A 26,044-nucleotide genomic window follows, 5' to 3' on the forward strand; every position below is an offset into this window, starting at 1 on the left:
TCCAGGCCGGGTACGGTGTTTTACGCCGCATCCGGCATTACAAAATGACTTTGTAAACGCGTTTAACTGAAGAGTAACTTATGGCTGCAACCAAGCCTGCTTTTAACCCACCGGGTAAAAAGGGCGACATAATTTTCAGCGTGCTGGTAAAACTGGCGGCGCTGATTGTGCTATTGATGTTGGGTGGCATTATTGTCTCTCTGATCATCTCATCCTGGCCGAGCATTCAGAAATTTGGTCTGGCTTTCCTGTGGACCAAAGAGTGGGATGCGCCGAACGATATCTACGGGGCGCTGGTGCCGATCTACGGTACGCTGGTGACCTCGTTTATCGCGCTGCTGATCGCCGTCCCGGTGAGTTTTGGTATCGCCCTGTTCCTGACCGAGCTTGCGCCTGGCTGGCTGAAACGCCCGCTGGGTATCGCCATTGAGCTGCTGGCTGCCATTCCAAGTATCGTTTACGGCATGTGGGGCCTGTTTATCTTTGCGCCGCTGTTCGCCGTTTACTTCCAGGAGCCGGTCGGCAATATCATGTCGAATATCCCGATTGTCGGCGCGCTGTTCTCCGGCCCGGCCTTTGGTATCGGTATCCTCGCGGCAGGCGTGATCCTCGCCATCATGATTATTCCGTACATTGCAGCGGTAATGCGCGATGTATTCGAACAAACCCCGGTGATGATGAAAGAGTCGGCCTACGGTATTGGCTGCACCACCTGGGAAGTTATCTGGCGTATCGTTCTTCCGTTCACCAAAAATGGTGTTATCGGCGGCATTATGTTGGGGCTGGGGCGCGCGCTCGGTGAAACCATGGCGGTGACCTTTATCATCGGTAACACCTACCAACTCGACAGCGCCTCGCTGTATATGCCGGGCAACAGTATCACCTCTGCGCTGGCCAACGAATTTGCGGAAGCGGAATCCGGTCTGCACGTCGCTGCACTGATGGAACTGGGCCTGATCCTGTTTGTGATTACCTTCATCGTCCTCGCCGCATCGAAGTTTATGATTATGCGCCTGGCTAAGAATGAGGGGGCACGCTAATGGCTATGGTTGAAATGCAAACCACTGCGGCACTGGCTGAATCCCGCCGCAAAATGCAGGCGCGTCGCCGCCTCAAAAACCGTATTGCGCTGACGCTCTCAATGGCGACGATGGCCTTCGGTCTGTTCTGGCTGATCTGGATTTTAATGTCCACCATCACTCGCGGTATCGACGGTATGTCGCTGGCGCTGTTCACCGAAATGACGCCACCACCCAATACGGAAGGCGGTGGTCTGGCGAACGCCCTGGCGGGTAGCGGCCTGTTAATTTTGTGGGCTACCGTATTCGGTACGCCGCTGGGCATTATGGCGGGGATTTACCTGGCTGAATATGGTCGTAAATCTTGGCTGGCAGAAGTGATTCGCTTCATTAACGACATTCTGCTCTCTGCGCCGTCGATTGTGGTTGGTCTGTTTGTTTACACCATTGTGGTGGCGCAGATGGAGCACTTCTCCGGCTGGGCGGGCGTGATTGCGCTGGCGCTGTTGCAGGTGCCGATTGTTATCCGCACCACCGAGAACATGCTGAAACTGGTGCCGGACAGCCTGCGTGAAGCGGCTTATGCGCTGGGTACGCCGAAGTGGAAGATGATCGCCGCGATCACGCTGAAAGCGTCGGTGTCCGGGATCATGACCGGTATCCTGCTGGCGATTGCCCGTATTGCTGGTGAAACCGCGCCGCTGCTGTTTACTGCGCTCTCCAACCAGTTCTGGAGCACGGACATGATGCAGCCGATCGCCAACCTGCCGGTGACGATCTTTAAGTTTGCGATGAGCCCGTTTGCGGAATGGCAGCAACTGGCCTGGGCCGGGGTGTTGATCATTACCCTGTGCGTACTGCTGCTGAACATTCTGGCGCGCGTTGTTTTTGCGAAGAATAAACACGGTTAACACTTTGCTGGATGCGGCGTAAACGCCTTATCCGGCCTACGGTAAGCCTGATTCGCGAAGTGCATCAGGCACGATGAGGAAAAGATTGCAATGAGTATGGTTGAAACTGCCCCGAGTAAAATTCAGGTTCGTAATTTGAACTTCTACTACGGCAAATTCCATGCCCTGAAAAACATCAACCTGGATATCGCCAAAAACCAGGTTACGGCGTTTATCGGGCCGTCCGGCTGCGGTAAATCAACGCTGCTGCGTACCTTCAACAAAATGTTTGAACTGTACCCGGAACAGCGTGCGGAAGGTGAAATTCTGCTCGATGGCGACAACATCCTGACCAACTCTCAGGATATCGCCCTGCTGCGTGCGAAAGTGGGTATGGTGTTCCAGAAACCGACGCCGTTCCCGATGTCCATCTACGACAACATCGCTTTTGGCGTGCGTCTGTTTGAGAAGCTCTCCCGTGCTGACATGGACGAGCGCGTGCAGTGGGCATTGACCAAAGCCGCATTGTGGAACGAAACCAAAGATAAATTGCACCAGAGCGGTTACTCTCTCTCTGGTGGTCAGCAACAGCGTCTGTGCATTGCGCGTGGTATCGCCATTCGCCCGGAAGTACTGCTGCTCGACGAACCGTGTTCGGCGCTCGACCCCATCTCCACCGGGCGTATTGAAGAGCTGATCACCGAACTGAAGCAGGATTACACCGTGGTGATCGTCACCCACAACATGCAGCAGGCTGCGCGTTGTTCCGACCACACGGCGTTTATGTACCTGGGCGAATTGATTGAGTTCAGCAACACGGACGATCTGTTCACCAAGCCAGCGAAGAAACAAACAGAAGACTACATCACCGGTCGTTACGGTTGATTCAGGAGTGCGTTATGGACAGTCTCAATCTTAATAAACATATTTCCGGCCAGTTCAACGCCGAACTGGAAAGCATCCGCACGCAGGTGATGACCATGGGCGGCATGGTGGAGCAGCAGCTTTCTGATGCAATCACCGCGATGCATAACCAGGACAGCGATCTGGCGAAGCGCGTCATCGAAGGCGACAAGAACGTCAACATGATGGAAGTGGCGATCGATGAAGCCTGCGTGCGCATTATCGCCAAACGTCAGCCGACGGCGAGCGACCTGCGTCTGGTTATGGTGATCAGTAAAACCATTGCCGAGCTGGAGCGTATTGGCGACGTGGCGGACAAAATCTGCCGTACTGCACTGGAGAAATTCTCCCAGCAGCATCAGCCATTGCTGGTAAGTCTGGAGTCGCTGGGCCGTCATACCATCCAGATGCTGCACGACGTGCTGGACGCGTTCGCGCGGATGGACATTGACGAAGCGGTACGTATTTATCGTGAAGATAAAAAAGTCGATCAGGAGTACGAAGGTATTGTTCGTCAACTGATGACCTACATGATGGAAGATTCGCGTACCATTCCGAGCGTACTTACCGCGTTATTCTGTGCGCGTTCTATCGAACGTATTGGCGACCGCTGCCAGAATATTTGTGAGTTTATCTTCTACTACGTGAAGGGGCAGGATTTCCGTCACGTCGGTGGTGACGAGCTCGATAAACTGCTGGCAGAAAAAGATAGCGATAAATAATTCACCAAGTAAATCCCAATAATTTAATTATTGGGATTTGTTATATATAACTTTATAAAATCCTAAAATTACACAAAATTAATAACTGCGAGCATGGTCATACTTTTATAAATAGAGCATTGCTATTTTTTCTGCACGCAACTAAATTAATTTTCGAACCTGGATGTTCGTTATAAAAACCATTAATTAATGACTGGATTGTTACTGCATTCGCAGGCAAAACCTGACATAACCAGAGAATACTGGTGAAGTCGGGTTTTTTTGTTTATAAAAAAGGTCCTTGCTATGAACATGCAAATCACCAAAATTCTCAACAATAATGTTGTGGTGGTTATTGATGATCAACAGCGGGAAAAAGTCGTCATGGGGCGCGGAATTGGCTTTCAAAAACGCCCAGGCGAAAGAATTAACTCAAGTGGAATAGAAAAAGAGTATGCCTTGAGCAGTCATGAACTGAACGGGCGATTAAGCGAACTCTTAAGTCATATGCCTCTTGAGGTGATGGCAACCTGTGATCGTATTATCTCTCTGGCGCAGGAGCGTCTGGGAAAGTTGCAGGACAGTATTTATATCTCGCTAACTGACCATTGCCAGTTTGCGATTAAACGCTTTCAGCAAAACGTGCTACTGCCCAACCCGCTGCTGTGGGATATCCAGCGACTTTACCCGAAAGAGTTCCAGCTAGGGGAAGAAGCGTTAACCATTATTGATAAACGGTTGGGCGTGCAGTTACCGAAAGATGAAGTGGGCTTTATTGCCATGCATCTGGTCAGTGCCCAAATGAGCGGAAATATGGAGGATGTTGCAGGTGTCACGCAATTAATGCGAGAAATGCTGCAATTAATAAAATTTCAGTTCAGCCTTAATTACCAGGAAGAAAGCTTGAGTTATCAGCGACTGGTTACGCATCTGAAATTTTTATCCTGGCGTATTCTTGAACATGCATCGATTAACGATAGTGATGAATCATTACAACAAGCAGTAAAGCAAAATTACCCGCAAGCATGGCAATGTGCGGAGCGGATCGCCATTTTTATTGGTTTGCAGTATCAACGTAAAATCTCACCTGCAGAGATTATGTTTTTAGCCATAAATATAGAGCGCGTGCGCAAAGAACACTGAAATATTATTACTGAATAAAGGATTGTTACCGCACTAAGCGGGCAAAACCTGAAAAAAATTGCTTGATTCACGTCAGGCCGTTTTTTTCAGGTTTTTTTTTGGAGTTTTGCCGCAAAGCGGTAGAGGGCAAGTTATGACGGAGTTAGCCAGAACAATAGTCGCAGGAGTCGGGGGCGCAGATAACATTGTGAGTCTGATGCATTGTGCAACGCGATTACGTTTTAAGTTAAAGGATGAAAGCAAAGCGCAAGCTGAGGTACTGAAAAAGACCCCCGGTATTATTATGGTGGTGGAAAGCGGTGGCCAGTTTCAGGTTGTCATAGGTAACCATGTGGCCGATGTCTTCCTGGCGGTTAACAGCGTGGCAGGCCTTGGCGAAAAAGCGCAACAGGCACCGGAAAATGATGATAAAGATAATCTGTTAAACCGCTTTTTTTATGTTATTTCAGGTATTTTTACGCCTCTGATCGGTTTGATGGCGGCAACCGGGATCCTGAAAGGTATGTTGGCTCTGGCACTCACTTTTCAGTGGGCGACCGAACAAAGTGGTACTTATTTAATTTTATTTAGCGCCAGTGATGCCTTGTTTTGGTTCTTCCCGATAATCCTGGGCTACACCGCAGGGAAACGCTTCAGCGGCAATCCATTTACTGCCATGGTGATTGGCGGAGCGTTAGTGCATCCATTAATTCTGACTGCCTTCGAGAACGGGCAAAAAGTGGATGCGCTGGGCCTGGATTTCCTGGGTATTCCGGTCACATTGTTGAATTACTCGTCATCGGTTATTCCCATTATTTTTTCTGCCTGGTTGTGCAGCATTCTGGAACGCCGACTTAATACATGGTTACCTTCGGCAATCAAAAATTTCTTCACACCCTTGCTATGTCTGATGGTCATCACGCCCATCACATTTCTGCTGGTGGGGCCGCTATCAACCTGGATAAGTGAACTGATTGCTGCCGGTTATCTCTGGCTTTATCAGGCGGTTCCTGCATTTGCAGGCGCGGTAATGGGCGGTTTCTGGCAAATCTTTGTGATGTTCGGTCTGCATTGGGGTTTGATACCTTTAATTATCAATAACTTCACCGTGCTGGGCTACGACACCATGATCCCGCTGTTAATGCCCGCCATTATGGCGCAAGTCGGGGCGGCGCTCGGCGTCTTCCTCTGCGAACGCGATGCGCAGAAAAAAGTGGTGGCGGGATCAGCGGCGTTGACAGGTTTGTTTGGTATCACCGAACCAGCGGTATATGGCGTCAATCTGCCGCGTAAGTACCCCTTCGTTATCGCCTGCATAAGTGGGGCATTGGGGGCCACCATCATTGGCTACGCGCAAACGAAAGTTTACTCCTTTGGTTTGCCAGGTATTTTCACCTTCATGCAAACCATCCCGTCAACGGGGATTGATTTCACCGTATGGGCCAGCGTTATTGGCGGTGTCATTGCCATCGGTTGCGCATTTGTCGGTACGGTGATGTTTCATTTCATCACCGCTAAACGTCAGCCAGCGCAAGTTGCCCAGCAAGAGAAAACACCAGAGGTTATTACACCTGAGCAGGGCGGTATCTGTTCACCGATGACGGGAGAGATTGTGCCGCTCATTCACGTCGCTGATACCACGTTTGCCAGCGGCCTGTTGGGTAAAGGTATTGCCATTCTGCCCTCTGTTGGTGAAGTGCGTTCTCCGGTGGCGGGGCAAATTGCTTCGTTGTTCGCCACATTACACGCCATTGGCATTGAGTCAGATGATGGCGTGGAGATCCTGATTCATGTCGGTATCGACACCGTAAAACTGGACGGCAAATTCTTTTCCGCTCACGTCAACGTGGGTGACAAGGTCAATACAGGCGATCGGCTGATTTCTTTTGATATCCCTGCTATTCGCGAGGCCGGATTTGATCTGACGACGCCGGTATTAATCAGTAATAGCGATGATTTTACGGACGTATTACCCCACGGCACGGCGCAGATAAACGCTGGTGAGCCGCTGTTATCCATCATTCGCTAACGATAAAAGGAGTTAATTATGAAAGCATTTCCAGAAACATTTCTTTGGGGTGGTGCAACAGCTGCCAATCAGGTGGAAGGCGCCTGGCAGGAAGATGGCAAAGGGATCACGACCTCAGATTTACAGCCTCATGGCGTAATGGGAAAAATGGAACCGCGCATCCTGGGGAAAGAGAATATCAAAGATGTCGCCATCGATTTTTATCACCGTTACCCGGAAGATATCGCGTTATTTGCCGAGATGGGCTTCACCTGTCTGCGTATTTCCATTGCCTGGGCGCGAATTTTTCCTCAGGGCGATGAAGCCGAACCGAATGAAGCGGGGTTAGCGTTTTACGAGCGGCTGTTTGATGAAATGGCGCAGGCGGGGATCAAGCCGCTGGTAACGTTATCCCATTACGAAATGCCATATGGGCTGGTGAAAAACTACGGCGGTTGGGCTAATCGGGCGGTCATCGATCACTTCGAGCATTACGCACGCACGGTCTTTACCCGCTACCAACATAAAGTTGCGTTATGGCTGACATTTAATGAAATCAACATGTCATTACACGCGCCATTCACGGGCGTGGGGCTGGCAGAAGAGAGTGGCGAGGCGGAAGTTTATCAGGCGATCCATCATCAACTGGTTGCCAGTGCGCGGGCAGTTAAAGCCTGTCATAGCCTGATCCCCGAAGCGAAAATTGGCAATATGCTTCTCGGTGGGCTGGTTTACCCCCTCACCTGCCAGCCACAGGATATGTTGCAGGCCATGGAAGAGAACCGGCGCTGGATGTTCTTTGGTGATGTTCAGGCGCGTGGTCAGTATCCCGGCTATATGCAGCGTTTCTTCCGCGACCACAATATCACCATTGAGATGACTGAAAGTGACGCAGAAGATTTAAAACATACCGTAGATTTCATCTCTTTTAGTTATTACATGACCGGTTGTGTTTCCCACGACGAAAGCATTAATAAAAATGCGCAGGGCAACATACTGAATATGATCCCAAATCCGCATCTGAAAAGTTCAGAGTGGGGGTGGCAAATTGATCCGGTTGGATTACGGATTCTGTTAAATACGCTTTGGGATCGTTATCAAAAACCGTTATTTATTGTCGAGAACGGATTAGGCGCAAAAGACAGCGTTGAAGTGGATGGTTCGATACAGGACGATTATCGAATTGCCTATTTAAACGATCACCTGGTACAGGTAAATGAAGCGATTGCCGATGGTGTGGATATTATGGGGTACACCAGTTGGGGGCCAATTGATTTAGTCAGTGCATCTCATTCACAAATGTCTAAGCGCTACGGCTTTATTTATGTGGATCGTGATGATAATGGTGAAGGAAGCCTCACAAGAACGCGCAAGAAAAGCTTCGGATGGTATGCAGAAGTGATCAAAACTCGGGGGCTATCATTAAAAAAATAACCAATAAAGCACCTTAATTATCGTCGCATTCAGAACAGTCTGGATGCGATGCATTAATTCTTTCTTTGCACCATAAAGGGATATTATGTTTAGACGAAATATTATTACCTCTGCCATCTTATTAATGGCACCGTTAGCCTTTTCCGCACAATCATTGGCTGAATCATTAACAGTGGAACAACGCCTTGAGCTATTAGAAAAGGCGTTAAGAGAAACGCAAAGCGAACTGAAAAAATATAAAGATGAAGAGAAGAAAAAGTATACGCCAGCGACGGTGAATCGTAGCGTAAGTACGAATGATCAAGGGTATGCCGCCAATCCATTCCCGACCAGTCGTGCCGCAAAGCCTGATGCTGTACTGGTTAAAAATGAAGAGAAAAATGCCAGTGAGACAGGCTCGATTTATTCTTCCATGACTCTGAAAGATTTCAGTAAATTTGTGAAAGATGAAATCGGCTTTAGTTACAACGGCTACTACCGTTCTGGTTGGGGAACAGCCTCTCATGGTTCACCTAAATCATGGGCAATTGGTTCTCTGGGCCGCTTTGGTAACGAATACTCCGGCTGGTTTGATTTGCAGTTAAAACAACGTGTCTACAACGAAAACGGCAAACGGGTTGATGCCATCGTGATGATGGATGGTAACGTGGGTCAGCAGTACTCTACTGGCTGGTTTGGCGATAACGCCGGTGGTGAGAACTTTATGCAGTTCTCTGATATGTACGTTACCACCAAAGGTTTCCTGCCCTTTGCGCCAGAGGCTGATTTCTGGGTGGGTAAACACGGTGCGCCGAAAATTGAAATCCAGATGCTTGACTGGAAAACGCAGCGTACCGATGCTGCCGCAGGTGTAGGTCTGGAAAACTGGAAAGTCGGTCCGGGTAAAATTGATATCGCGCTGGTTCGCGAAGATGTCGATGATTACGATCGCAGCCTGCAAAACAAACAGCAGATTAATACCAATACCATTGATTTACGCTATAAAGATATCCCGTTATGGGATAAAGTCACCTTAATGGTGAGTGGTCGTTATGTCACGGCAAACGAAAGCGCATCGGAAAAAGATAATCAGGATAATAACGGGTATTATGACTGGAAAGATACCTGGATGTTTGGCACATCTTTAACGCAGAAATTTGATAAAGGTGGCTTCAACGAATTCTCCTTCCTGGTCGCGAATAACTCTATCGCCAGTAACTTTGGCCGTTATGCTGGCGCAAGTCCATTTACCACCTTTAATGGTCGTTATTATGGTTATCACACCGGCGGAACAGCAGTTCGTCTGACTTCGCAGGGCGAAGCCTATATCGGCGATCATTTTATTGTGGCTAACGCGATTGTTTACTCCTTCGGTAACGATATTTATAGCTACGAAACAGGCGCACACTCTGATTTCGAATCTATTCGTGCGGTTGTTCGCCCGGCCTATATTTGGGACCAATATAACCAGACAGGTGTTGAGTTGGGCTATTTCACCCAGCAAAACAAAGATGCGAATAGTAATAAATTTAATGAGTCTGGTTATAAAACCACGCTCTTCCATACCTTTAAAGTCAATACCAGTATGTTGACCTCGCGCCCGGAAATTCGTTTCTACGCCACGTATATCAAAGCCCTGGAAAACGAACTGGATGGCTTCACCTTTGAAGACAATAAAGACGACCAGTTTGCTGTCGGTGCCCAGGCTGAAATCTGGTGGTAATGGAACTTAATGAAAGGAATATTACGATGAATATAAAAATTGCTGCTTTAACGCTGGCTATTGCCAGCGGTATTTCTGCTCAGTGGGCCATAGCAGCGGATATGCCAGCCAGCCCGGCACCCACTATTCCGGTTAAACAGTATGTGACTCAGGTCAATGCCGATAACAGCGTGACCTTTCGCTACTTTGCCCCTGGGGCAAAAAATGTCTCCGTAGTGGTGGGTGTTCCGGTTCCGGATAATATTCACCCGATGACCAAAGACGAAGCGGGAGTCTGGTCGTGGCGCACACCTGTCCTGAAAGGCAACCTGTACGAATATTTTTTCAATGTTGATGGTGTACGCAGCATTGATACAGGTACAGCAATGACTAAACCTCAGCGCCAGGTTAACTCCAGTATGATTCTGGTGCCAGGCAGTTATCTGGATACGCGTTCTGTTGCGCATGGTGATTTGATCACCATAACTTACCACTCCAGCGCATTGCAATCCGAACGTCAGATGTATGTCTGGACCCCGCCAGGATACTCCGGCATGGGCGAGCCTTTGCCAGTGCTCTATTTCTATCACGGTTTTGGTGATACCGGACGTTCCGCTATCGATCAGGGGCGTATCCCGCAAATCATGGATAACCTGCTGGCTGAAGGGAAAATTAAACCGATGCTGGTGGTGATCCCTGATACCGAAACCGATGCGAAGGGCATTATTCCCGAAGATTTCGTGCCTCAGGAAAGACGTAAAGTCTTTTATCCACTGAATGCTAAAGCGGCAGATCGCGAACTGATGAACGATATTATCCCGCTGATTAGCAAGCGTTTTAATGTCCGTAAAGATGCCGATGGCCGCGCGCTGGCGGGGCTTTCACAAGGCGGGTACCAGGCGCTGGTTTCCGGAATGAATCATCTGGAAAGCTTTGGCTGGCTGGCCACATTCAGTGGTGTTACCACGACAACCGTACCGGATGAAGGTGTCGCTGCCCGGCTGAACGAGCCGGCAGCTATTAACCAGCAACTACGTAATTTTACTGTGGTTGTTGGGGATAAAGATGTTGTAACCGGCAAGGATATCGTCGGGCTGAAAACTGAGCTTGAGCAGAAAAAAATTAAGTTTGATTACCAGGAATATCCCGGTCTGAACCATGAAATGGATGTCTGGCGGCCTGCCTATGCAGCCTTCGTACAGAAATTATTCAAATAATATAAGGCATTAAGATGAAATTAATCATTACCGAAGATTACCAGGAAATGAGCCGTGTCGCGGCACACCATCTGCTTGGTTATATGTCGAAGACGCGTCGTGTTAACCTGGCAATTACCGCCGGGAGCACGCCCAAAGGCATGTACGAATATCTCATCACTCTGGTTAAAGGTAAGCCCTGGTACGATAACTGCTATTTCTATAATTTCGATGAAATTCCATTTCGCGGCAAAGAGGGAGAAGGCGTAACGATTACCAATCTGCGTAATCTGTTTTTCACCCCTGCGGGGATCAAAGAAGAGAATATCCAGAAGCTCACTATTGATAACTACCGCGAGCATGATCAGAAACTGGCGCGTGAAGGCGGCCTGGATTTGGTGGTGTTGGGATTAGGTGTAGATGGTCATTTTTGTGGCAATCTGCCAAATACGACCCATTTCCATGAGCAAACCGTGGAGTTCCCGATCCAGGGAGAGATGGTTGATATTGTGGCGCATGGCGAGTTGGGCGGCGACTTTTCATTAGTGCCTGACAGCTACGTGACGATGGGGCCGAAAAGCATCATGGCGGCGAAAAACTTGCTGATAATTGTCAGTGGCGCAGGTAAAGCGCAGGCACTGAAAAATGTTCTGCAAGGTCCGGTTACCGAAGATGTTCCAGCTTCCGTGTTGCAGCTGCATCCTTCGCTGATGGTAATCGCTGATAAAGCCGCTGCCGCAGAATTAGCGCTCGGTTAAGCTTAAAAATAAGGCCGGATGTGTGAATTACGCTCCGGCCTGTTCTCCAACATTTAATGACAAATAGATAAAGCATTCCGCTTAGCTTAAAGAGTCTGTTTCAGGACATGAAATATCCAATCCGGGTAGATGTGTAATGATTCTGCTCATCACTACGCCTGCCAGCAATGCTGGGATGATGCGGACAACGAGATTTTCACCAGAAAGAATGTTTTCAAACAACGCTGAGGAAGCCATGTCCTTAATATGTACGATAACAGCGCAATAGATCTCGGTGATAACGACTCCACCTATGCCGCCAACCAGACAACGATAACGTTTCTGTGACCCGATCTTTTCCGGCAGACAGGCGACCATTACGCCAGTTAACATTGCAGGAATAGCTCCCGTAGTTATCGACATTAAGAGAAACAATGGAAGTACCTGTATTATTACCAAAAGAATCAGCGGTTCTTTTGCGAAGAATATGTAGAGGACAAGAAACAGAACACCAATTAACGGCCCTAAAACCGCAAAATACAGTCCGTGATGAATTACCCGACGTGAAACAGACATATCAAACTCCCTTTACTTACCTTTGCGTGCCAATTTAAGTGGAGTAAGTGAAGGGAGTGTGAATAACTATGCCGTAATATCCCAACCACGCGCCTTCCACAGTTCCGGTAATTGCGAAAGATGGGTAAAGGTGGTGACTTTCGGGTGAACGATCGGTTTATTGTGCGGGTCAGCGCAGAAGTAAAACACTTCCATTCCGGCATCTATCCCTGATTGCGCACCTGCGCTGGAGTCATCGACCAGAATGCAGTTTTCAACGTTCACATTCATCGCTTTTGCCGCATGGAACATTAATGCCGGATCGGGCTTCCAACGCTGGATATCATAGCCGCTGAACAGTTTTTCCGGGAAGTAGTGCAGCATGTTGAGCTTACCAAGCGAATGCTGCATTTTGCTGACCGGACCGTTAGAGACGACGCACATCGGCACGTTAATGCTTGCCAGCAATTCGTTCGCTCCTGCGATGTCCTCAAGTTCGGTATCAAACAGACGTGCTACTTCTGCGCGGTAAACGTGCTCGGCATCGGCCTGGACCATCGTCACGCCCTGTTCTTTACTGATGATGTCGATGATTTCGTAGAGTTTTACGCCTTTAAAACGGGTAAAAATCTCTTCCAGGTCAACGTGAATGCCAAATTCCCTGAACATCGTGACATAGGCGCGAGAGCAAATGACCTCGCTATCGACCAGCGTACCGTCGCAGTCGAAAAATACCGCTTCTATCTGGGACATGTCTTTCCTTTATCGTTAGTTTAACGTTTTCGTCATGCCAATTCGCATGACGCAATCGTTGCCGTATAAGCAAATACAATGAAAAAAAGTTATATTCAGCCGTCCATATTGTCTCATTTTGGTATACGATAGCGACGGATTTTCCCTCCTTGTTCGGAAATAGATAATGAGTCAACAACACACAACCCAGGCTTCTGGCCAGGGGATGCTGGAACGCGTGTTTAAACTGCGCGAACATGGCACGACGGCACGGACCGAAGTGATCGCCGGTTTTACCACCTTCCTGACGATGGTTTACATCGTTTTTGTTAACCCGCAAATTCTTGGCGTTGCTGGCATGGATACCAGCGCCGTCTTCGTCACGACCTGTCTGATTGCTGCATTCGGCAGTATTATGATGGGGCTGTTTGCTAACCTGCCAGTTGCACTGGCACCGGCAATGGGCCTGAATGCGTTCTTCGCTTTTGTGGTTGTGCAGGCGATGGGCTTGCCGTGGCAGGTCGGGATGGGCGCAATCTTCTGGGGCGCGATTGGTCTGCTGTTACTGACGATTTTCCGCGTTCGCTACTGGATGATAGCCAACATTCCGGTGAGTCTGCGTGTGGGCATTACCAGCGGTATCGGCCTGTTTATTGGCATGATGGGACTGAAGAATGCAGGTGTGATTGTCGCTAACCCGGAAACGCTGGTGAGCATCGGTAATCTGACTTCTCACAGCGTACTGCTGGGGATCCTCGGCTTCTTCATCATTGCTATTCTGGCCTCACGCAACATTCACGCGGCGGTGCTGGTTTCCATCGTGGTGACGACGCTGCTGGGCTGGATGCTGGGTGATGTCCACTACAATGGCATCGTTTCTGCGCCGCCGAGCGTAATGACTGTCGTGGGTCATGTAGATTTAGCCGGGTCGTTTAACCTCGGGCTGGCAGGGGTGATTTTCTCTTTCATGCTGGTCAACCTGTTTGACTCCTCCGGTACACTGATTGGCGTGACCGATAAAGCAGGACTGGCGGATGAAAAAGGTAAATTCCCGCGCATGAAGCAGGCACTGTATGTCGACAGCATCTCTTCCGTGACCGGTTCGTTTATCGGGACTTCTTCTGTTACGGCGTATATCGAGTCTTCTTCCGGCGTTTCCGTTGGCGGTCGTACCGGTCTGACGGCAGTGGTTGTTGGTCTGCTGTTCCTGCTGGTTATCTTCCTGTCGCCGCTGGCGGGGATGGTGCCAGGCTACGCTGCAGCTGGTGCGCTGATTTACGTTGGAGTGTTGATGACCTCAAGTCTTGCTCGCGTGAACTGGCAGGATCTTACTGAATCTGTTCCGGCGTTTATTACCGCTGTGATGATGCCGTTCAGCTTCTCGATTACTGAAGGTATCGCGCTGGGCTTTATCTCCTACTGCGTGATGAAGATTGGTACCGGACGTCTGCGTGACCTTAGCCCGTGCGTAATCATCGTTGCGCTGCTGTTTATCCTGAAGATTGTCTTTATCGACGCTCACTAAAATCGATAGCGCGTTAAAAACCCGCCATGCATGATTGCTGGCGGGTTTTTATTTAGATCTTAACTCGCTGAATAAACTCACCAAATGCGGTCAATTGCCCGGTCAGGTGGTCCAGCGTACCCTGATCAATCACTTCCCCGGTTTGCGGATCAACTTTGTTCTGAATCACGCCGCCCATAAATTCTGGCTTGTTCATCACCATTGTATCGAGGAAAACCAGAATCTGGCGCAGGTGATACTGACAGCGCGCGCCGCCAATCACGCCCATTGAGCTGGTCTGAATCAATACCGGTTTACCTGCCAGCGGTTGATCCGGCAGGCGGGAAAGCCAGTCGATGGCATTTTTCAGCCCACCCGGTACCGAGTAGTTATATTCCGGCGTGACGATTACCACACCGTCAGCCTGACGGATCTGTTCCGCCAGAGCTTCAACTGTTGCTGGAAAACCGTCTTCCTGCTGTACGTCAGCGTCATACAGGGGAATGTCGGCAATGGAAGGTAACGCATTGATTTCCATGCTCGCCGGAGCAATTTTCGGCAGGGTACGTGCAACCATGCCATTAAATGAGCCTTTGCGCAGGCTCCCCAGTAACGTAACCACCTGCAATTTTTCAGACATGATGACTCCTGTGGTTGTCTATCAATTTGGCGAAAAAGCCTTCACGGTAGAGAGCTGGGCAAAACGCATCATCCGGCTGGTAGGATTGTTGGCGCGGCTGTGAATATCGGGCAGGCTTTTCCAGCCATGTTTGCCATCTAACTCCCAGACACTGAGCTTTTCAATCGTGGGCGTGACCGCCACGGACCACACCAGCACGTCCTCCGCGTCGCATAACGCTTCTACATGATTTACATGAGCACATTTCAGGCGTCCGGCAATGGGCAGTAGTTGCAGATCGCGCGGATCGTCATTCAAAACATCACCGGTTAGTTTTAGCACGCTTCGGCGCAGCGTGATGAGCTGCGCCCGCGCTTCGTTAGGATCGTTTTGTTTACTGATCCATAGCGATTCATTGCTGGAAAAGGTGTGGTTATCGGGCGCGTGTGGGCTATGAAACCCGCGTGTCGCACGCTGTAGTTCCATATCGAGGCCACATTCACCTTCGGTTGTTAACGCCACGCCGACCATATTCCCGGCATAGGAAACAGAAAACGAAGGCAAATTTTTATCGCTGAAAACCGGTTTTCCTTTCGGCAGGGTGACGATTTCCGGCAATTCGCCAATGCCATACAGCATGAACATCAGTTCTGCGAGTAAACCTCTGGACGCCAGAAAACGGCTTTGACGATGAGGGGGAATGTTTCGGGCTTCTTGATGACACAGGGAGGGGAGACGAACAGAAATCAGATGTCCTTCCGTTAAAATCCCTCGGGCAAAGTGAGTCGCCATTTTTCGCTCCATGCTTAATGGTCCATTATGAATACAAGAGTAATCATTTACTGGAATGATGGACAGACTAAAGCGGCTAAAAGTTCGATTCAGATAAGTTTATTACAACTTTTTTACATTTCATTGTGAAATTGGGTCGCGTTTCATACGATTCGGTTATGCCATCGACGCGTAAAGATTTTTAATGGTTTCCCGTAACCAGACGATCTTCGGATTACGGCTGTTCCGTTTATGCCACAGAAGGGTAAAAGGGACTTCCAGCTTTTTTTGCTGGCTTTCATCAAACGGGAGAGGAAGAGCAACCAACGGCAGTTGGTGGAGTTGATTGTAGTACTGGCAGTAGCGCGGCGCGGTCGCCAGTAGCAGATTGTCGGGCTGTGCTGCCATAAACAGTGACTGCTCGAATTCCGGCAGGCTCATAGCAATCGTGCGTTCGCGCCCCAGCTCCTGTAACACATTGTCCAGCGCCCAGGTATCGCTCTGTTCCCAGCAAATGCTGATATGCGGATAACGTAAAAAGGTGTCCAGATTCCATGCTTCATGCAGTGCCGGATGATCTTTGCGTAACCAGACGCAGGGCACATCACTAAACAGCACTTCATAATCAATGGCTAACGGTAGCGAGCTTAACAGCTCCCGCGAACGGGGATGACTTTCGCGACCGGAAAAACCAATATCCACTTCACCACGAGTAATGGCATCTAAGGAATCGTAATCCCAGTTACGTAATTTGATGGTCGCCTGCGGGTATCGTTGGTAGATCCGTTTCGACAGCGCATTAAGCATGATCATCATCAGCGGCGATTCCGCCGCCAGTTCGAACTTAAGACCGCGCGGCGTTTCGTGGAGTGGTTTGTCCAGCAACTGATTGCTCATTTGCATCCATTCCGCCAGATTTTGCTCCATGCTGACCATTAGCGGTGTGGGAGACAGGCCCAGCGGTGAGTTCACAAAGAGCGGGTCGTCAAACCACGCTCTTAACTTTGCCAGCGACTTACTCACCGCCGAAGGGGTCACGTTCATCCGCTTCGCCGCTTTGGTCACGCTGCGCTCCTGCATCAGCAGTTGCAGACAGAGCAGCAGATTGAGATCAAGCGTGGTGATGGATTTCTTCATGAGCGGCAACGGGGCGTCCAGGCGCGACGAACATAATCAGCAACAGGCTCACTATGCTACAGGCAATCAGAATCCCGATCAGCATATTCCATGCGCCGATACCAACCACCGCCGCCAGCCAAATCCACAGTGACGAACCGCAAACTTGCGCAATACCTAAGGTCGAGCTGGCTACGCCCGCGCGTAATGAAAACGGCCCTAACGCCTGACTCATCGCCACACCAAAACCTACCGAGAAACCGGCGCAAATCAGCGTGATACCAAACAGCGAAACCGCATGGGAAGGTGAAACGGCAAGGGTGATCCCCGCCGCCAGGAATAACACCTGTGAGGTGATCATCAACGTACGTGGCTTAAAAATTCCCAGCGCAAACGGCGTGGAGAATGAAACGGTCATGCTGACGCCAGCGGTCAACGCCATAATGGTGGCGTATTCTCCGCGCTCAAAACCCATGATTTCCATCAGCAATACTGGCGACGTGTTGACGAAGGTGAGGATCACCGAAACGCTGAGGGTGGTGATAACAACACGGCTGAGGAAAAACCGATTAAGCAGTGACTCGCTATTTTCTCGTGGTTTGTCCGAAGTTGTGGGGGCCGCAGGGCGCGTTTCTTTTAAAATAAACAAAGACAACATCAGTAACGCGATGCCCATCGTTGCCATCGTCCAGAACAGACTCTGCCAAGGGAATTTAAGCATAATCAGGTGTCCGAGCACCGGCGCTAACACCGGAATGATGCAGGTAATGCCGTTGAGTAACGACAGCACTTTAGCCCGACGTCGATCATCCAGCGTGTCGCGCAAAATGGCGAACGCCACTACGTAACAACAGCCCGCGCCCAGTCCCTGTAGAAATCGCCCTGCAAGAAATAACGCGCTGGTTTCAGCCAGTGAACAGAACACCGAGGCGATAATAAATAGCGCCGCGCCGGGTATGGCGACAGGCTTTCTCCCTGAACGATCGGCCACTTTACCGGCAAATAACATCGCAGCCGCCATCCCCGCCAGATAAACGGAGAACGCAATATGCAACTGCGCTTCGCTGGCATTGAGATCGGCGGCGATGCGCGGTAAACCAACGAGGTACATATCAATCCCTGCGGGATAAAGTAAAACCAGGGCAAAACTACAAATCAAAAAGCGGGACATGGGCTAAAGCGTCCTGATAGTAAGGTGACGCAAAGCATACGTGGTGAAGGAGAATCAGGCGAGTTGCCATTTGGACATAAGTGATTTCCTGACAGGCAAGAAGCCAGCGAATGGCTGGCTTCCTGAAGGATTTAGCCAAATTTAGGTAACACGTTAAAGACGTTACCGAACCAGCATAAAATTACGGTTATGCCAAAGAGAATGACAATCGCCGGAATAAGATTGCCGCCCCAGACCGTGAACATCTGATTGGGAAACTTCTTGCGGGCTTTGATTGCCAGTACAGCAGGAATTATTACCGCCCAGATGGTGGCACACAGTCCGGCACCGCCGATCCCGTAAATGAAGCCGTTCGGGAAGATCAGATACAACAAAGCAGGTGGCAGGAAGGTTAACAGCACGGTTTTGAAACGCCCGGCGTGGGAGTTATCAATCTTAAACAGATCCGCCAGATAATCGAACAATCCCAGCGTGACACCAAAAAACGAGCTGGCAACAGCTAAGTTGGAGAACACCAGCAGGCAAAACTCGATAATCCCGTGCTGTTTGGTGCCGAGGAACGATTTCACCAGCGAATCAACGTTGCCGCCTGAGGAGATTATCGCCTTAAAGCTTTCTCGCGGGATATTCCCCATCGTGCAATAGAGCCAGAAGAGATAAATCACCAGCGCCAGCAGCGAACCGAAAACCACGCTTTTGATTAGTTTGTCTTTGCGTTTTCCATAGCAAATAATCAGGCTGGGAATATTGCCGTGGAAACCAAATGACGCCAGACACACCGGCAAAGCCATAAAGATATACGGGAAGTAAGACGTCCCCGCAGTGGTGCTGGTGGAATCGCGCAGAATGGAGTAATCGACCTGGAAGAAGAAAGAACCAAAAACAATTACAAAGGAGATAATCTTCAGCCCAAGGAACAATGAGGTAATACGACTGGCGGCTAACGAACTTATCCACAATACGCTGGCAACGAAAATGGCAGTGCAGATCCCGACAATACGTGGATTAGCGTGATAGCCCAAATTCATTGATATCGTTTCACTAATGATCGCACCATTAGCAGAGATATAGGCATAAGTGAGGATATAGAGAACGAAGGCAACGGTAATACCGCTGATAATGTTCCAGGTGTTACCGATTAAATCTTTGGTGATGGTGTTAAAACTGGATCCGACGGGATAATTTAAGTTTGCTTCTAATAATAATAGCCCTGAATGTAACATTGAAAACCAGGCGATAATAAGAATAAAAGCGCCCCAAAAAAACCAGGCTCCGGCAAGGTCAACAGGTAAAGCAAACATCCCACCGCCAATTACTGTACCGGCTATAACCATAACACCCCAAAATGCAGAGTGTTTTTTTTCTGATTGATCAGTCATGATGCCACCTTTAGAGGAAGGCTATTTTTGTTATTGAGGATGTAGGGTAATAGAGTGGCTAACATCCTTATAGCCACTCTGAGTGTTTTAATTAAACTTCTTTCAGTTTTGCGGTGAAGTGACGCAATACTTTCGGTTCGTAGGTAAAGGTTAACCCTTTAATATTCGCCGCGTTCTCTTTCACATGTTTAAAGGCTTCAATAATGAAGTCCATATGTGTTTGAGTATATGTTGCGCGCGGAATGGTTAAACGCAGCAGTTCAGCCGGGCATGGCAGTTGTTTACCGGTTTTCGGATCGCGGCCTAACAGGAAAGAGCCAATTTCTACCGCACGGATACCGGCGACTTTATACAGCTCGCAGGCCAGCGCCTGTGCCGGGAACTGATCTGCCGGGATATGCGGCAACAGTTTACCTGCATCAACGAATGCCGCGTGACCGCCCGCCTGCTGACAGACAACGCCAATCTCTTCCAGACCATCGACCAGATACTGCACCTGCGCGATACGATAAGCCAGCCAGTCCAGATTCATGCCGTCATACAGACCTACCGCCAGACGCTCCATAGCGCCGCCTTCCAGGCCGCCATATGTCGGGAAGCCTTCCTGCACCACGCAAAGGGTTCTGCATTCGGTATACACATCAAAGAAGCTGTCGTCTTTCATGCACAGCAGGCCGCCCATCGGCACCATCGCATCTTTCTTGGCGGACATCGCCAGCATATCGGCATATTTGTAGGTTTCGCGGGTGATCTGCTCGATGGTCCAGTCTTTGTATTCTGCTTCACGCTGCTTGATGAAATAGGCGTTTTCGGCAAAGCGTGCGGAGTCCATGACCACCGGAATATCGTATTTCTTCGCGATGCTGTACATCGCTTTTAAGTTTGCCAGTGAAACCGGCTGACCACCTGCGGAGTTACTGGTGATGGTTGCAACGATATACGGCACGTTATTCGGGCCAACTTCTTCAATACCGCGTTCTAATCCCTCAAGGTCAAAGTTGCCTTTAAAGTCGTAACGCACGCCAGTATCGAAGGCTTCTTTGATATAGACGTTACGCACGGTACAGCCGTTAATCTGGCTATGGCCCTGCGTGGTATCAAAGAAATAGTTAGAGAACGCCACCATTTTGCTGCGATCCAGGCCTTTTTCCTGCTCGCGTTTTTTAATCAGTACCGGAATATAGATTTGCTCTGCACCACGGCCCTGGTGAGTCGGAATAGTGTATTGATAACCAAAGATATTTTTCACTGACTCGGCTAACGCGTAGTAGCTGCGGCTGCCGCTGTAGGCTTCGTCGCCACGCATCATCGCGGCCTGCATACTCTGCGTCACCGCCCCGGTGCCGCTGTCGGTCAGTAAATCGATAAACACATCTTCGCTATCCAGCAAGAACGGGTTCATACCGGATTTAATAATTGCCTCTTCACGATAAGCGCGAGTGGTACGTTTTACTGGCTCAATAACACGAATGCGGAACGGTTCAGGGAGATGTTTAAAGTTTTCCATTACATAATCCTTCATTTATTTTAATTACAGTGATCCCTGTGAATATTACATTTGCAATATTCATTAATTCGCCAGATATATATGCAAGTACCATCATTTACTAAAACAAGCAAATAAACGAGAGATGGCCTTTGTAAAAGGCAAAATTAAGATATAGCAAACAAATAGATCACATTGAATCTAATCGGTTTGGCTCTGGTGATGGCTACAGAAGGGCAAATCAAGGGCGGTGATCGACAATCTTGTTGTCAATATTAAACCATTTTGAGGTCACACATATATGTAAGATATTCATAATGCACTTATCCTCGAAAGACACGAGGCTACAGTATAATACTCAAGGAATTTGTCTATTCTGAAATTGTTTAAATGTGAATCGAATCACAATCGTTCGGGACGCAATATTAAATATCTTTTTTAAAGATTATAAATTACGTAAGAATTTTAATGTTTAAAAAAGGGTTGAGGAATAACAGGAGTGCTAACAATGAAGCGAAGCCGCATCTGACAGTCAGAATGCGGCTTCGCAAGCGCGGTTACTTACCGATACAGAAGCTGGAGAAAATCCGCCCCAGTAGGTCGTCTGAAGTAAATTCCCCGGTGATCTCGCTTAAGTTCTGCTGCGCCAGGCGCAACTCTTCCGCCAGCAGTTCACCCGCCCAGGCACCTAACAGTTGCGCTTTACCTTGCTGCAAATGCTCTGCCGCCTGTTCCAGCGCCTGTAGGTGACGACGACGCGCCAGGAAGCCGCCTTCCATATTGGTGTCAAAGCCCATGCTCTGTTTGAGATGGTTACGCAGTACATCCACGCCTTCGCCAGTCCGCGCCGAAAGACGAATTAACGCATGACCGTTCACTTCGCTCATCCCCAACGTTTCGCCGGTGATATCGGCTTTATTGCGCACCACGGTGATCGGCAGTTTCGCTGGCAGACGGGCGATGAATTCCGGCCAGATCTCTGCCGGATCAACGGCGTCTGTCGTGGTGCCATCGACCATAAACAGCACGCGGTCTGCCTGTTCAATTTCCTGCCATGCGCGCTCGATACCAATACGTTCAACTTCGTCACTGGCTTCACGTAGCCCGGCGGTATCGATGATATGCAACGGCATTCCGTCAATGTGGATATGCTCACGCAGCACGTCACGCGTGGTTCCGGCGATATCGGTTACGATTGCTGCTTCACGGCCCGCCAGCGCGTTCAGCAGGCTCGATTTACCGGCGTTAGGACGTCCGGCAATCACCACTTTCATCCCTTCGCGCAACAAACTACCCTGACGAGCTTCGGCGCGTACCGCGTCGAGATCGGCAATTACGTTATTGAGCTGGGCTTCAATTTTGCCGTCGGAGAGGAAATCGATCTCTTCATCCGGGAAATCAATTGCCGCTTCGACGTAAATGCGCAAGTGGGTGAGGGCTTCCACCAGATGGTTGACCCGTGCGGAGAACGCGCCTTGCAGCGAGTTTAGCGCCGAACGGGCCGCCTGTTCCGAGCTGGCGTCGATAAGATCCGCAATCGCCTCGGCCTGGGCTAAGTCGAGTTTATCGTTCAGAAATGCGCGTTCGGAAAACTCACCAGGGCGGGCAATCCGCAGGCCGGGAATGGTCAGAATGCGTTTTAACAGCAGGTCGAGGATCACCGGACCGCCATGACCTTGCAGTTCCAGCACATCTTCGCCGGTGAACGAGTTCGGGCCAGGGAACCATAGCGCAATCCCCTGATCGAGCACGCTGCCATCGGCGTCTTTAAACGGAAGATAATCGGCGTAGCGTGGCTTAGGCAGTTTACCCAGCACGGTTTCGGCAACTTCACGGGCTTTGAGGCCGGAGATGCGCAGGATGCCAACGCCGCCACGTCCCGGAGGCGTGGCCTGGGCTACGATAGTGTCATTATCGCTCATGATGTTCCTGTTGCTTTGTGTGGCGGATGTGCGGTGCTTATCCGCCCTACGAAAAGAAAAAAGGCGGTCAACTGACCGCCCTTATTTTAGCGAAAACTCACCGAATCAGGATTTTTTCTTCTCGCGGCTATGCAGGCCACGTTTTTCCAGACCACGGTAAATCAGCTGCTGCTGAATAATGGTTACCAGGTTGCTGACGATATAGTACAGCACCAGACCTGACGGGAACCACAGGAAGAACACAGTGAAGATGACCGGCATAAAGGTCATGATCTTCTGCTGCATCGGGTCGGTCACAGTGGTCGGCGACATCTTCTGAATGAAGAACATCGTTACGCCCATCAGGATCGGCAGGATGTAGTACGGGTCCTGTGCAGACAGGTCGTGGATCCACAGTGCAAACGGTGCCTGACGTAGTTCAACGGAACCCATCAGCATGTAGTACAACGCCAGGAAGATTGGCATCTGGATCAGCAGCGGGAAGCAGCCGCCCAGCGGGTTAACCTTCTCAGCTTTGTACAGCGCCATCATTTCCTGGCTTATGCGCTGTTTGTCATCGCCCAGACGCTCACGCATTGCCTGAATCTTCGGCTGCAGCATACGCATCTTCGCCATGGAGGTGTACTGCGCTTTGGTCAGCGGGTACATGATGCCACGAACGATAAAGGTGATGATGATAATGGAGAAGCCCCAGTTACCCACAAAGCTATGGATCCATTTCAGCAGTTTGAACAGCGGCTGAGAAATGAACCACAACCAACCGTAATCAACGGTCAGATCCAGGTGCGGAGCAACAGCTGCCATTTTGTCCTGAATTTCCGGGCCAACCCACAGGGTGCTGTTCATCGCGCCAGTCTGACCAGGCTGAACCAGTACCGGCTGAGATTTATAGCCGATAGCGGCGATGCCGTTACCCAGATTAGCGGTATAGAAGTTGTTGGTACCGTCGTTATGCGGGATCCACGCCGTCGCGAAATACTGTTGCAGCATTGCCACCCAACCACCTTTCGAAGAGATGTTCAGGTTTTCGTTATCGGCAATGGTATCGAACTTGTATTTCTCGTACTTCTCGTCAGGCGTGGAGTACGCCGCACCACGGAAGGTGTGCAGTGCGAAGTTGCTGCTTCCGGTATCGAGATGCGGTGGCAGAGTGATGGATTGCTTCAACTGACCAAAGGTGGAGATTTCCAGCGGTTTCTCGCCAGCGTTCTGCACGTTGTAGTTGACGTTGACAGCGTAATCACCACGTTTCAGGACAAACGTTTTGGTAAACGTGTTGCCTGCCGCGTCGGTATACGTCATCGGCACCTGCAGTTCGTTTTGACCTTCAGCCAGCACATAAGCGTCTTTTTCAACGTTATACAGCGGACGCGGGCCGTTAGCCGGGTTATCCGGGCCATCACGACCGGTCAGACCGCTCTGTGCCTGATAAATAAACTGCGGTGAAGTTTCCAGCAGCTGGAACGGCTGGGTAGAGTTCAGCTCTTTCGGGTAAGCAGGCAGCAGGGCTTGCTCAACATCACCACCGCGGGTGTTGATGGTCAGATCAAGCACGTCGGTCTTAACCGAGATCAGTTTCCCCTGGCCACTGGCCGGTACGCCCTGGTCGGCGGCGCTACCCGCTGCGGTGGTCGTTGTCTGCGTGGTCTGTTGGGCCTGAGGTTGCGGGTTTTTATCCTGCTCCCAGGCTTGCCAGATCATGAAAGACACGAACAGCAAAGCGATGACTAAAAGATTGCGTTGCGAATCCATCGTTAGTGTTCTCTGGTATCAAATGGTCCGGGCGGGACGGGATCGTCACCACCAGGGTGTAAAGGGTGGCATTTTAATACGCGTTTCACCGTCAACCAACTGCCTTTTATCACTCCAAACCTGCGCAATGCCTCAATTCCGTAGCTTGAACAGGTTGGAGTGAAACGACAATGCGGCCCGAGTAGCGGACTAATCAGGCGTTGATAGACCCGAATGAGGGCTATCAGGACCCGCGAGCCAGGCGACAGTGGCGGCGCCATAATTTTTCCAACGCTTCCGAGAGAGCACGGTTATCGAGGTCGGCAACCCCTTTTTTCGCCACCACCACGAAATCCATAGCCGGGAGTTCATGTTGGCGCAGACGGAAGCTTTCACGCGTCAGACGTTTAATCCGATTGCGTTCATGGGCGCGTCGAACGTTTTTCTTGGCGACTGTAAGACCGATACGGGGATGCCCCAGCGAATTCAGGCGGCCGAGAATGGTAATTTGCGGCGTGCCAGCCCGTTGTGGCTGCTGGAAGACGAATGTGAATTGACTGGGAGTTAACAAGCGTAACTCCCTGGGAAATGCGAGCTTAACCACTCAGGGGTTAGCTTTATTACTTAGAAACGGTCAGACGAGCGCGGCCTTTAGCACGACGACGTGCCAGAACCTGACGACCATTTTTAGTAGCCATACGAGCACGGAAGCCGTGAGAACGGTTGCGCTTCAGTACAGACGGTTGAAAAGTGCGTTTCATGGCGATTTCTACCTAAACTTGAATAAATTCAATGGCTTTATTGGATATCCGCCGAAAAATGAAACGATGGACACCGAAGCCATGGGTGATTAAAGAGGCCGGATTGTAATAATTGTACACTCCGGAGTCAATTCTCTTTCCTTATTTACCGCGCTTTTCCGCACCTTTTCGCGGGGAAAACGTACGGCCTCACACCAGTGTAAACCAGCATGGCGCGCCGGGTGGAGGATTATACGGGCTGACGGGTAAAGCGCAAGGATCGTTCTGGATCTTTATTAGATCGATTAAGCCAATTTTTGTCTATGGTCATTAAATTTTCCAATATGCGGCGTAAATCGTGCCCGGCCCGCGGCAGGATCGTTTACACTTAGCGAGTTCTGGATCATCCTGTGGATAAATCGGGAAAATCTGTGAGAAACAGAAGATCTCTTGCGCAGTTTAGGCTATGATCCGCGGTCCCGATCGTTTTGCAGGATCTTGATCGGGCATATAACCGCAGACAGCGGTTCGTGCGTCACCCTCATGCAGGGTCTTTTCGACGTACGTCAACAATCATGAATGTTTCAGCCTTAGTCATTATCGACTTTTGTTCGAGTGGAGTCCGCC

26 protein-coding genes are annotated in these 26,044 nt (G+C 49.9%); 11 read left to right on the forward strand and 15 right to left on the reverse strand.

Features of this window, described 5'->3' with window-relative positions; all coding sequences use genetic code 11:
- Positions 1 to 80: 80 nt before the first annotated feature.
- The 10 genes from pstC to yieK all read left to right on the forward strand — a co-directional run bounded on the left by pstC (position 81) and on the right by yieK (position 11,712).
- A complete protein-coding gene (gene pstC, locus EAS44_RS24925; RefSeq protein WP_000741620.1) occupies positions 81 to 1,040 on the forward strand; it encodes a phosphate ABC transporter permease PstC in 960 nt (319 codons plus the stop codon).
- Positions 1,040 to 1,930 carry a phosphate ABC transporter permease PstA gene (gene pstA, locus EAS44_RS24930; protein WP_001251985.1) on the forward strand — a complete coding sequence of 297 codons (891 nt, stop codon included), beginning with the start codon at positions 1,040 to 1,042 and terminating at the stop codon, positions 1,928 to 1,930. The genes pstC and pstA overlap by 1 nt, the downstream gene beginning before the upstream one ends.
- Positions 1,931 to 2,020: 90 nt before the next feature.
- Positions 2,021 to 2,794, forward strand: coding sequence for a phosphate ABC transporter ATP-binding protein PstB (gene pstB, locus EAS44_RS24935; RefSeq protein ID WP_000063125.1), 774 nt, complete (start codon positions 2,021 to 2,023; stop codon positions 2,792 to 2,794).
- 14 nt (positions 2,795 to 2,808) lie between these two features.
- The gene (gene phoU / locus EAS44_RS24940) at positions 2,809 to 3,534 is read left to right on the forward strand and encodes a phosphate signaling complex protein PhoU (RefSeq protein WP_000377784.1); all 726 of its coding nucleotides are present in this window, start codon (positions 2,809 to 2,811) and stop codon (positions 3,532 to 3,534) included.
- Positions 3,535 to 3,819: 285 nt separating this feature from the next.
- Positions 3,820 to 4,656: a transcriptional antiterminator BglG gene (gene bglG, locus EAS44_RS24945; RefSeq protein ID WP_001312208.1), complete on the forward strand. Its 837-nt coding sequence runs from the start codon at positions 3,820 to 3,822 to the stop codon at positions 4,654 to 4,656.
- A gap of 133 nt (positions 4,657 to 4,789) precedes the next feature.
- On the forward strand, positions 4,790 to 6,664 hold the full coding sequence (gene bglF, locus EAS44_RS24950) for a PTS beta-glucoside transporter subunit IIABC (RefSeq protein WP_000137318.1): 1,875 nt from the start codon (positions 4,790 to 4,792) through the stop codon (positions 6,662 to 6,664).
- An 18-nt stretch (positions 6,665 to 6,682) separates the two neighbouring features.
- Positions 6,683 to 8,077 (forward strand): 6-phospho-beta-glucosidase BglB, encoded by a 1,395-nt coding sequence (gene bglB / locus EAS44_RS24955; RefSeq protein ID WP_000643257.1) that lies wholly within the window; start codon positions 6,683 to 6,685, stop codon positions 8,075 to 8,077.
- Between the two features lie 85 nt (positions 8,078 to 8,162).
- Positions 8,163 to 9,779, forward strand: coding sequence for a carbohydrate-specific porin BglH (bglH, locus tag EAS44_RS24960; RefSeq protein ID WP_000489817.1), 1,617 nt, complete (start codon positions 8,163 to 8,165; stop codon positions 9,777 to 9,779).
- 26 nt (positions 9,780 to 9,805) lie between these two features.
- Positions 9,806 to 10,975 (forward strand): alpha/beta hydrolase, encoded by a 1,170-nt coding sequence (gene yieL / locus EAS44_RS24965; protein WP_001350842.1) that lies wholly within the window; start codon positions 9,806 to 9,808, stop codon positions 10,973 to 10,975.
- A 14-nt stretch (positions 10,976 to 10,989) separates the two neighbouring features.
- Entirely contained in the window at positions 10,990 to 11,712 is a 723-nt protein-coding gene (gene yieK / locus EAS44_RS24970) for a glucosamine-6-phosphate deaminase (RefSeq protein WP_000766886.1), read from the forward strand.
- An 81-nt stretch (positions 11,713 to 11,793) separates the two neighbouring features.
- Here yieK and cbrB read toward each other — a convergent pair whose 3' ends face one another.
- Positions 11,794 to 12,267 (reverse strand): protein CbrB, encoded by a 474-nt coding sequence (gene cbrB, locus EAS44_RS24975; RefSeq protein ID WP_000116758.1) that lies wholly within the window; start codon positions 12,265 to 12,267, stop codon positions 11,794 to 11,796.
- A gap of 66 nt (positions 12,268 to 12,333) precedes the next feature.
- Complete coding sequence (yieH, locus tag EAS44_RS24980; RefSeq protein WP_000078058.1) at positions 12,334 to 12,999, reverse strand: 6-phosphogluconate phosphatase; 666 nt, start codon at positions 12,997 to 12,999, stop codon at positions 12,334 to 12,336.
- Between the two features lie 166 nt (positions 13,000 to 13,165).
- Here yieH and adeP point away from each other — a divergent pair, with 166 nt between their 5' ends.
- Positions 13,166 to 14,503 carry an adenine permease AdeP gene (gene adeP / locus EAS44_RS24985; RefSeq protein WP_000082693.1) on the forward strand — a complete coding sequence of 446 codons (1,338 nt, stop codon included), beginning with the start codon at positions 13,166 to 13,168 and terminating at the stop codon, positions 14,501 to 14,503.
- 52 nt (positions 14,504 to 14,555) lie between these two features.
- Here adeP and yieF read toward each other — a convergent pair whose 3' ends face one another.
- From yieF to EAS44_RS25050, 13 genes are all read right to left on the reverse strand, one after another.
- Entirely contained in the window at positions 14,556 to 15,122 is a 567-nt protein-coding gene (gene yieF, locus EAS44_RS24990; RefSeq protein ID WP_001291255.1) for a class I chromate reductase YieF, read from the reverse strand.
- Between the two features lie 21 nt (positions 15,123 to 15,143).
- Positions 15,144 to 15,893, reverse strand: coding sequence for a 4'-phosphopantetheinyl transferase family protein (gene yieE, locus EAS44_RS24995; RefSeq protein ID WP_001350840.1), 750 nt, complete (start codon positions 15,891 to 15,893; stop codon positions 15,144 to 15,146).
- A gap of 156 nt (positions 15,894 to 16,049) precedes the next feature.
- The gene (yidZ, locus tag EAS44_RS25000; protein ID WP_000748504.1) at positions 16,050 to 17,009 is read right to left on the reverse strand and encodes an HTH-type transcriptional regulator YidZ; all 960 of its coding nucleotides are present in this window, start codon (positions 17,007 to 17,009) and stop codon (positions 16,050 to 16,052) included.
- On the reverse strand, positions 16,984 to 18,159 hold the full coding sequence (gene mdtL / locus EAS44_RS25005) for a multidrug efflux MFS transporter MdtL (protein ID WP_000085964.1): 1,176 nt from the start codon (positions 18,157 to 18,159) through the stop codon (positions 16,984 to 16,986). The genes yidZ and mdtL overlap by 26 nt, the downstream gene beginning before the upstream one ends.
- 131 nt (positions 18,160 to 18,290) lie before the next feature.
- Entirely contained in the window at positions 18,291 to 19,538 is a 1,248-nt protein-coding gene (tnaB, locus tag EAS44_RS25010; protein WP_000132074.1) for a low affinity tryptophan permease TnaB, read from the reverse strand.
- Between the two features lie 91 nt (positions 19,539 to 19,629).
- Positions 19,630 to 21,045 (reverse strand): tryptophanase, encoded by a 1,416-nt coding sequence (tnaA, locus tag EAS44_RS25015; protein WP_001295247.1) that lies wholly within the window; start codon positions 21,043 to 21,045, stop codon positions 19,630 to 19,632.
- A gap of 220 nt (positions 21,046 to 21,265) precedes the next feature.
- Positions 21,266 to 21,340, reverse strand: coding sequence for a tryptophanase leader peptide (gene tnaC, locus EAS44_RS25020; protein ID WP_001364348.1), 75 nt, complete (start codon positions 21,338 to 21,340; stop codon positions 21,266 to 21,268).
- Between the two features lie 241 nt (positions 21,341 to 21,581).
- A complete protein-coding gene (mnmE, locus tag EAS44_RS25025; RefSeq protein ID WP_001282368.1) occupies positions 21,582 to 22,946 on the reverse strand; it encodes a tRNA uridine-5-carboxymethylaminomethyl(34) synthesis GTPase MnmE in 1,365 nt (454 codons plus the stop codon).
- A 105-nt stretch (positions 22,947 to 23,051) separates the two neighbouring features.
- Positions 23,052 to 24,698: a membrane protein insertase YidC gene (gene yidC / locus EAS44_RS25030; RefSeq protein WP_000378258.1), complete on the reverse strand. Its 1,647-nt coding sequence runs from the start codon at positions 24,696 to 24,698 to the stop codon at positions 23,052 to 23,054.
- A gap of 2 nt (positions 24,699 to 24,700) precedes the next feature.
- Positions 24,701 to 24,958 (reverse strand): membrane protein insertion efficiency factor YidD, encoded by a 258-nt coding sequence (gene yidD, locus EAS44_RS25035; protein WP_001307474.1) that lies wholly within the window; start codon positions 24,956 to 24,958, stop codon positions 24,701 to 24,703.
- Positions 24,922 to 25,281, reverse strand: a complete 360-nt coding sequence (gene rnpA, locus EAS44_RS25040) for a ribonuclease P protein component (protein WP_000239730.1) — start codon at positions 25,279 to 25,281, stop codon at positions 24,922 to 24,924. Before rnpA ends, yidD begins: the two co-directional genes overlap by 37 nt.
- A gap of 16 nt (positions 25,282 to 25,297) precedes the next feature.
- Positions 25,298 to 25,438, reverse strand: a complete 141-nt coding sequence (gene rpmH, locus EAS44_RS25045) for a 50S ribosomal protein L34 (protein ID WP_000831330.1) — start codon at positions 25,436 to 25,438, stop codon at positions 25,298 to 25,300.
- A gap of 229 nt (positions 25,439 to 25,667) precedes the next feature.
- Positions 25,668 to 25,748, reverse strand: a complete 81-nt coding sequence (locus EAS44_RS25050) for a hypothetical protein (RefSeq protein WP_122083097.1) — start codon at positions 25,746 to 25,748, stop codon at positions 25,668 to 25,670.
- Positions 25,749 to 26,044 lie beyond the last annotated feature (296 nt).

It is taken from the genome of Escherichia coli DSM 30083 = JCM 1649 = ATCC 11775 (assembly GCF_003697165.2).
GTDB classification, from domain to species: Bacteria; Pseudomonadota; Gammaproteobacteria; order Enterobacterales; family Enterobacteriaceae; genus Escherichia; species Escherichia coli.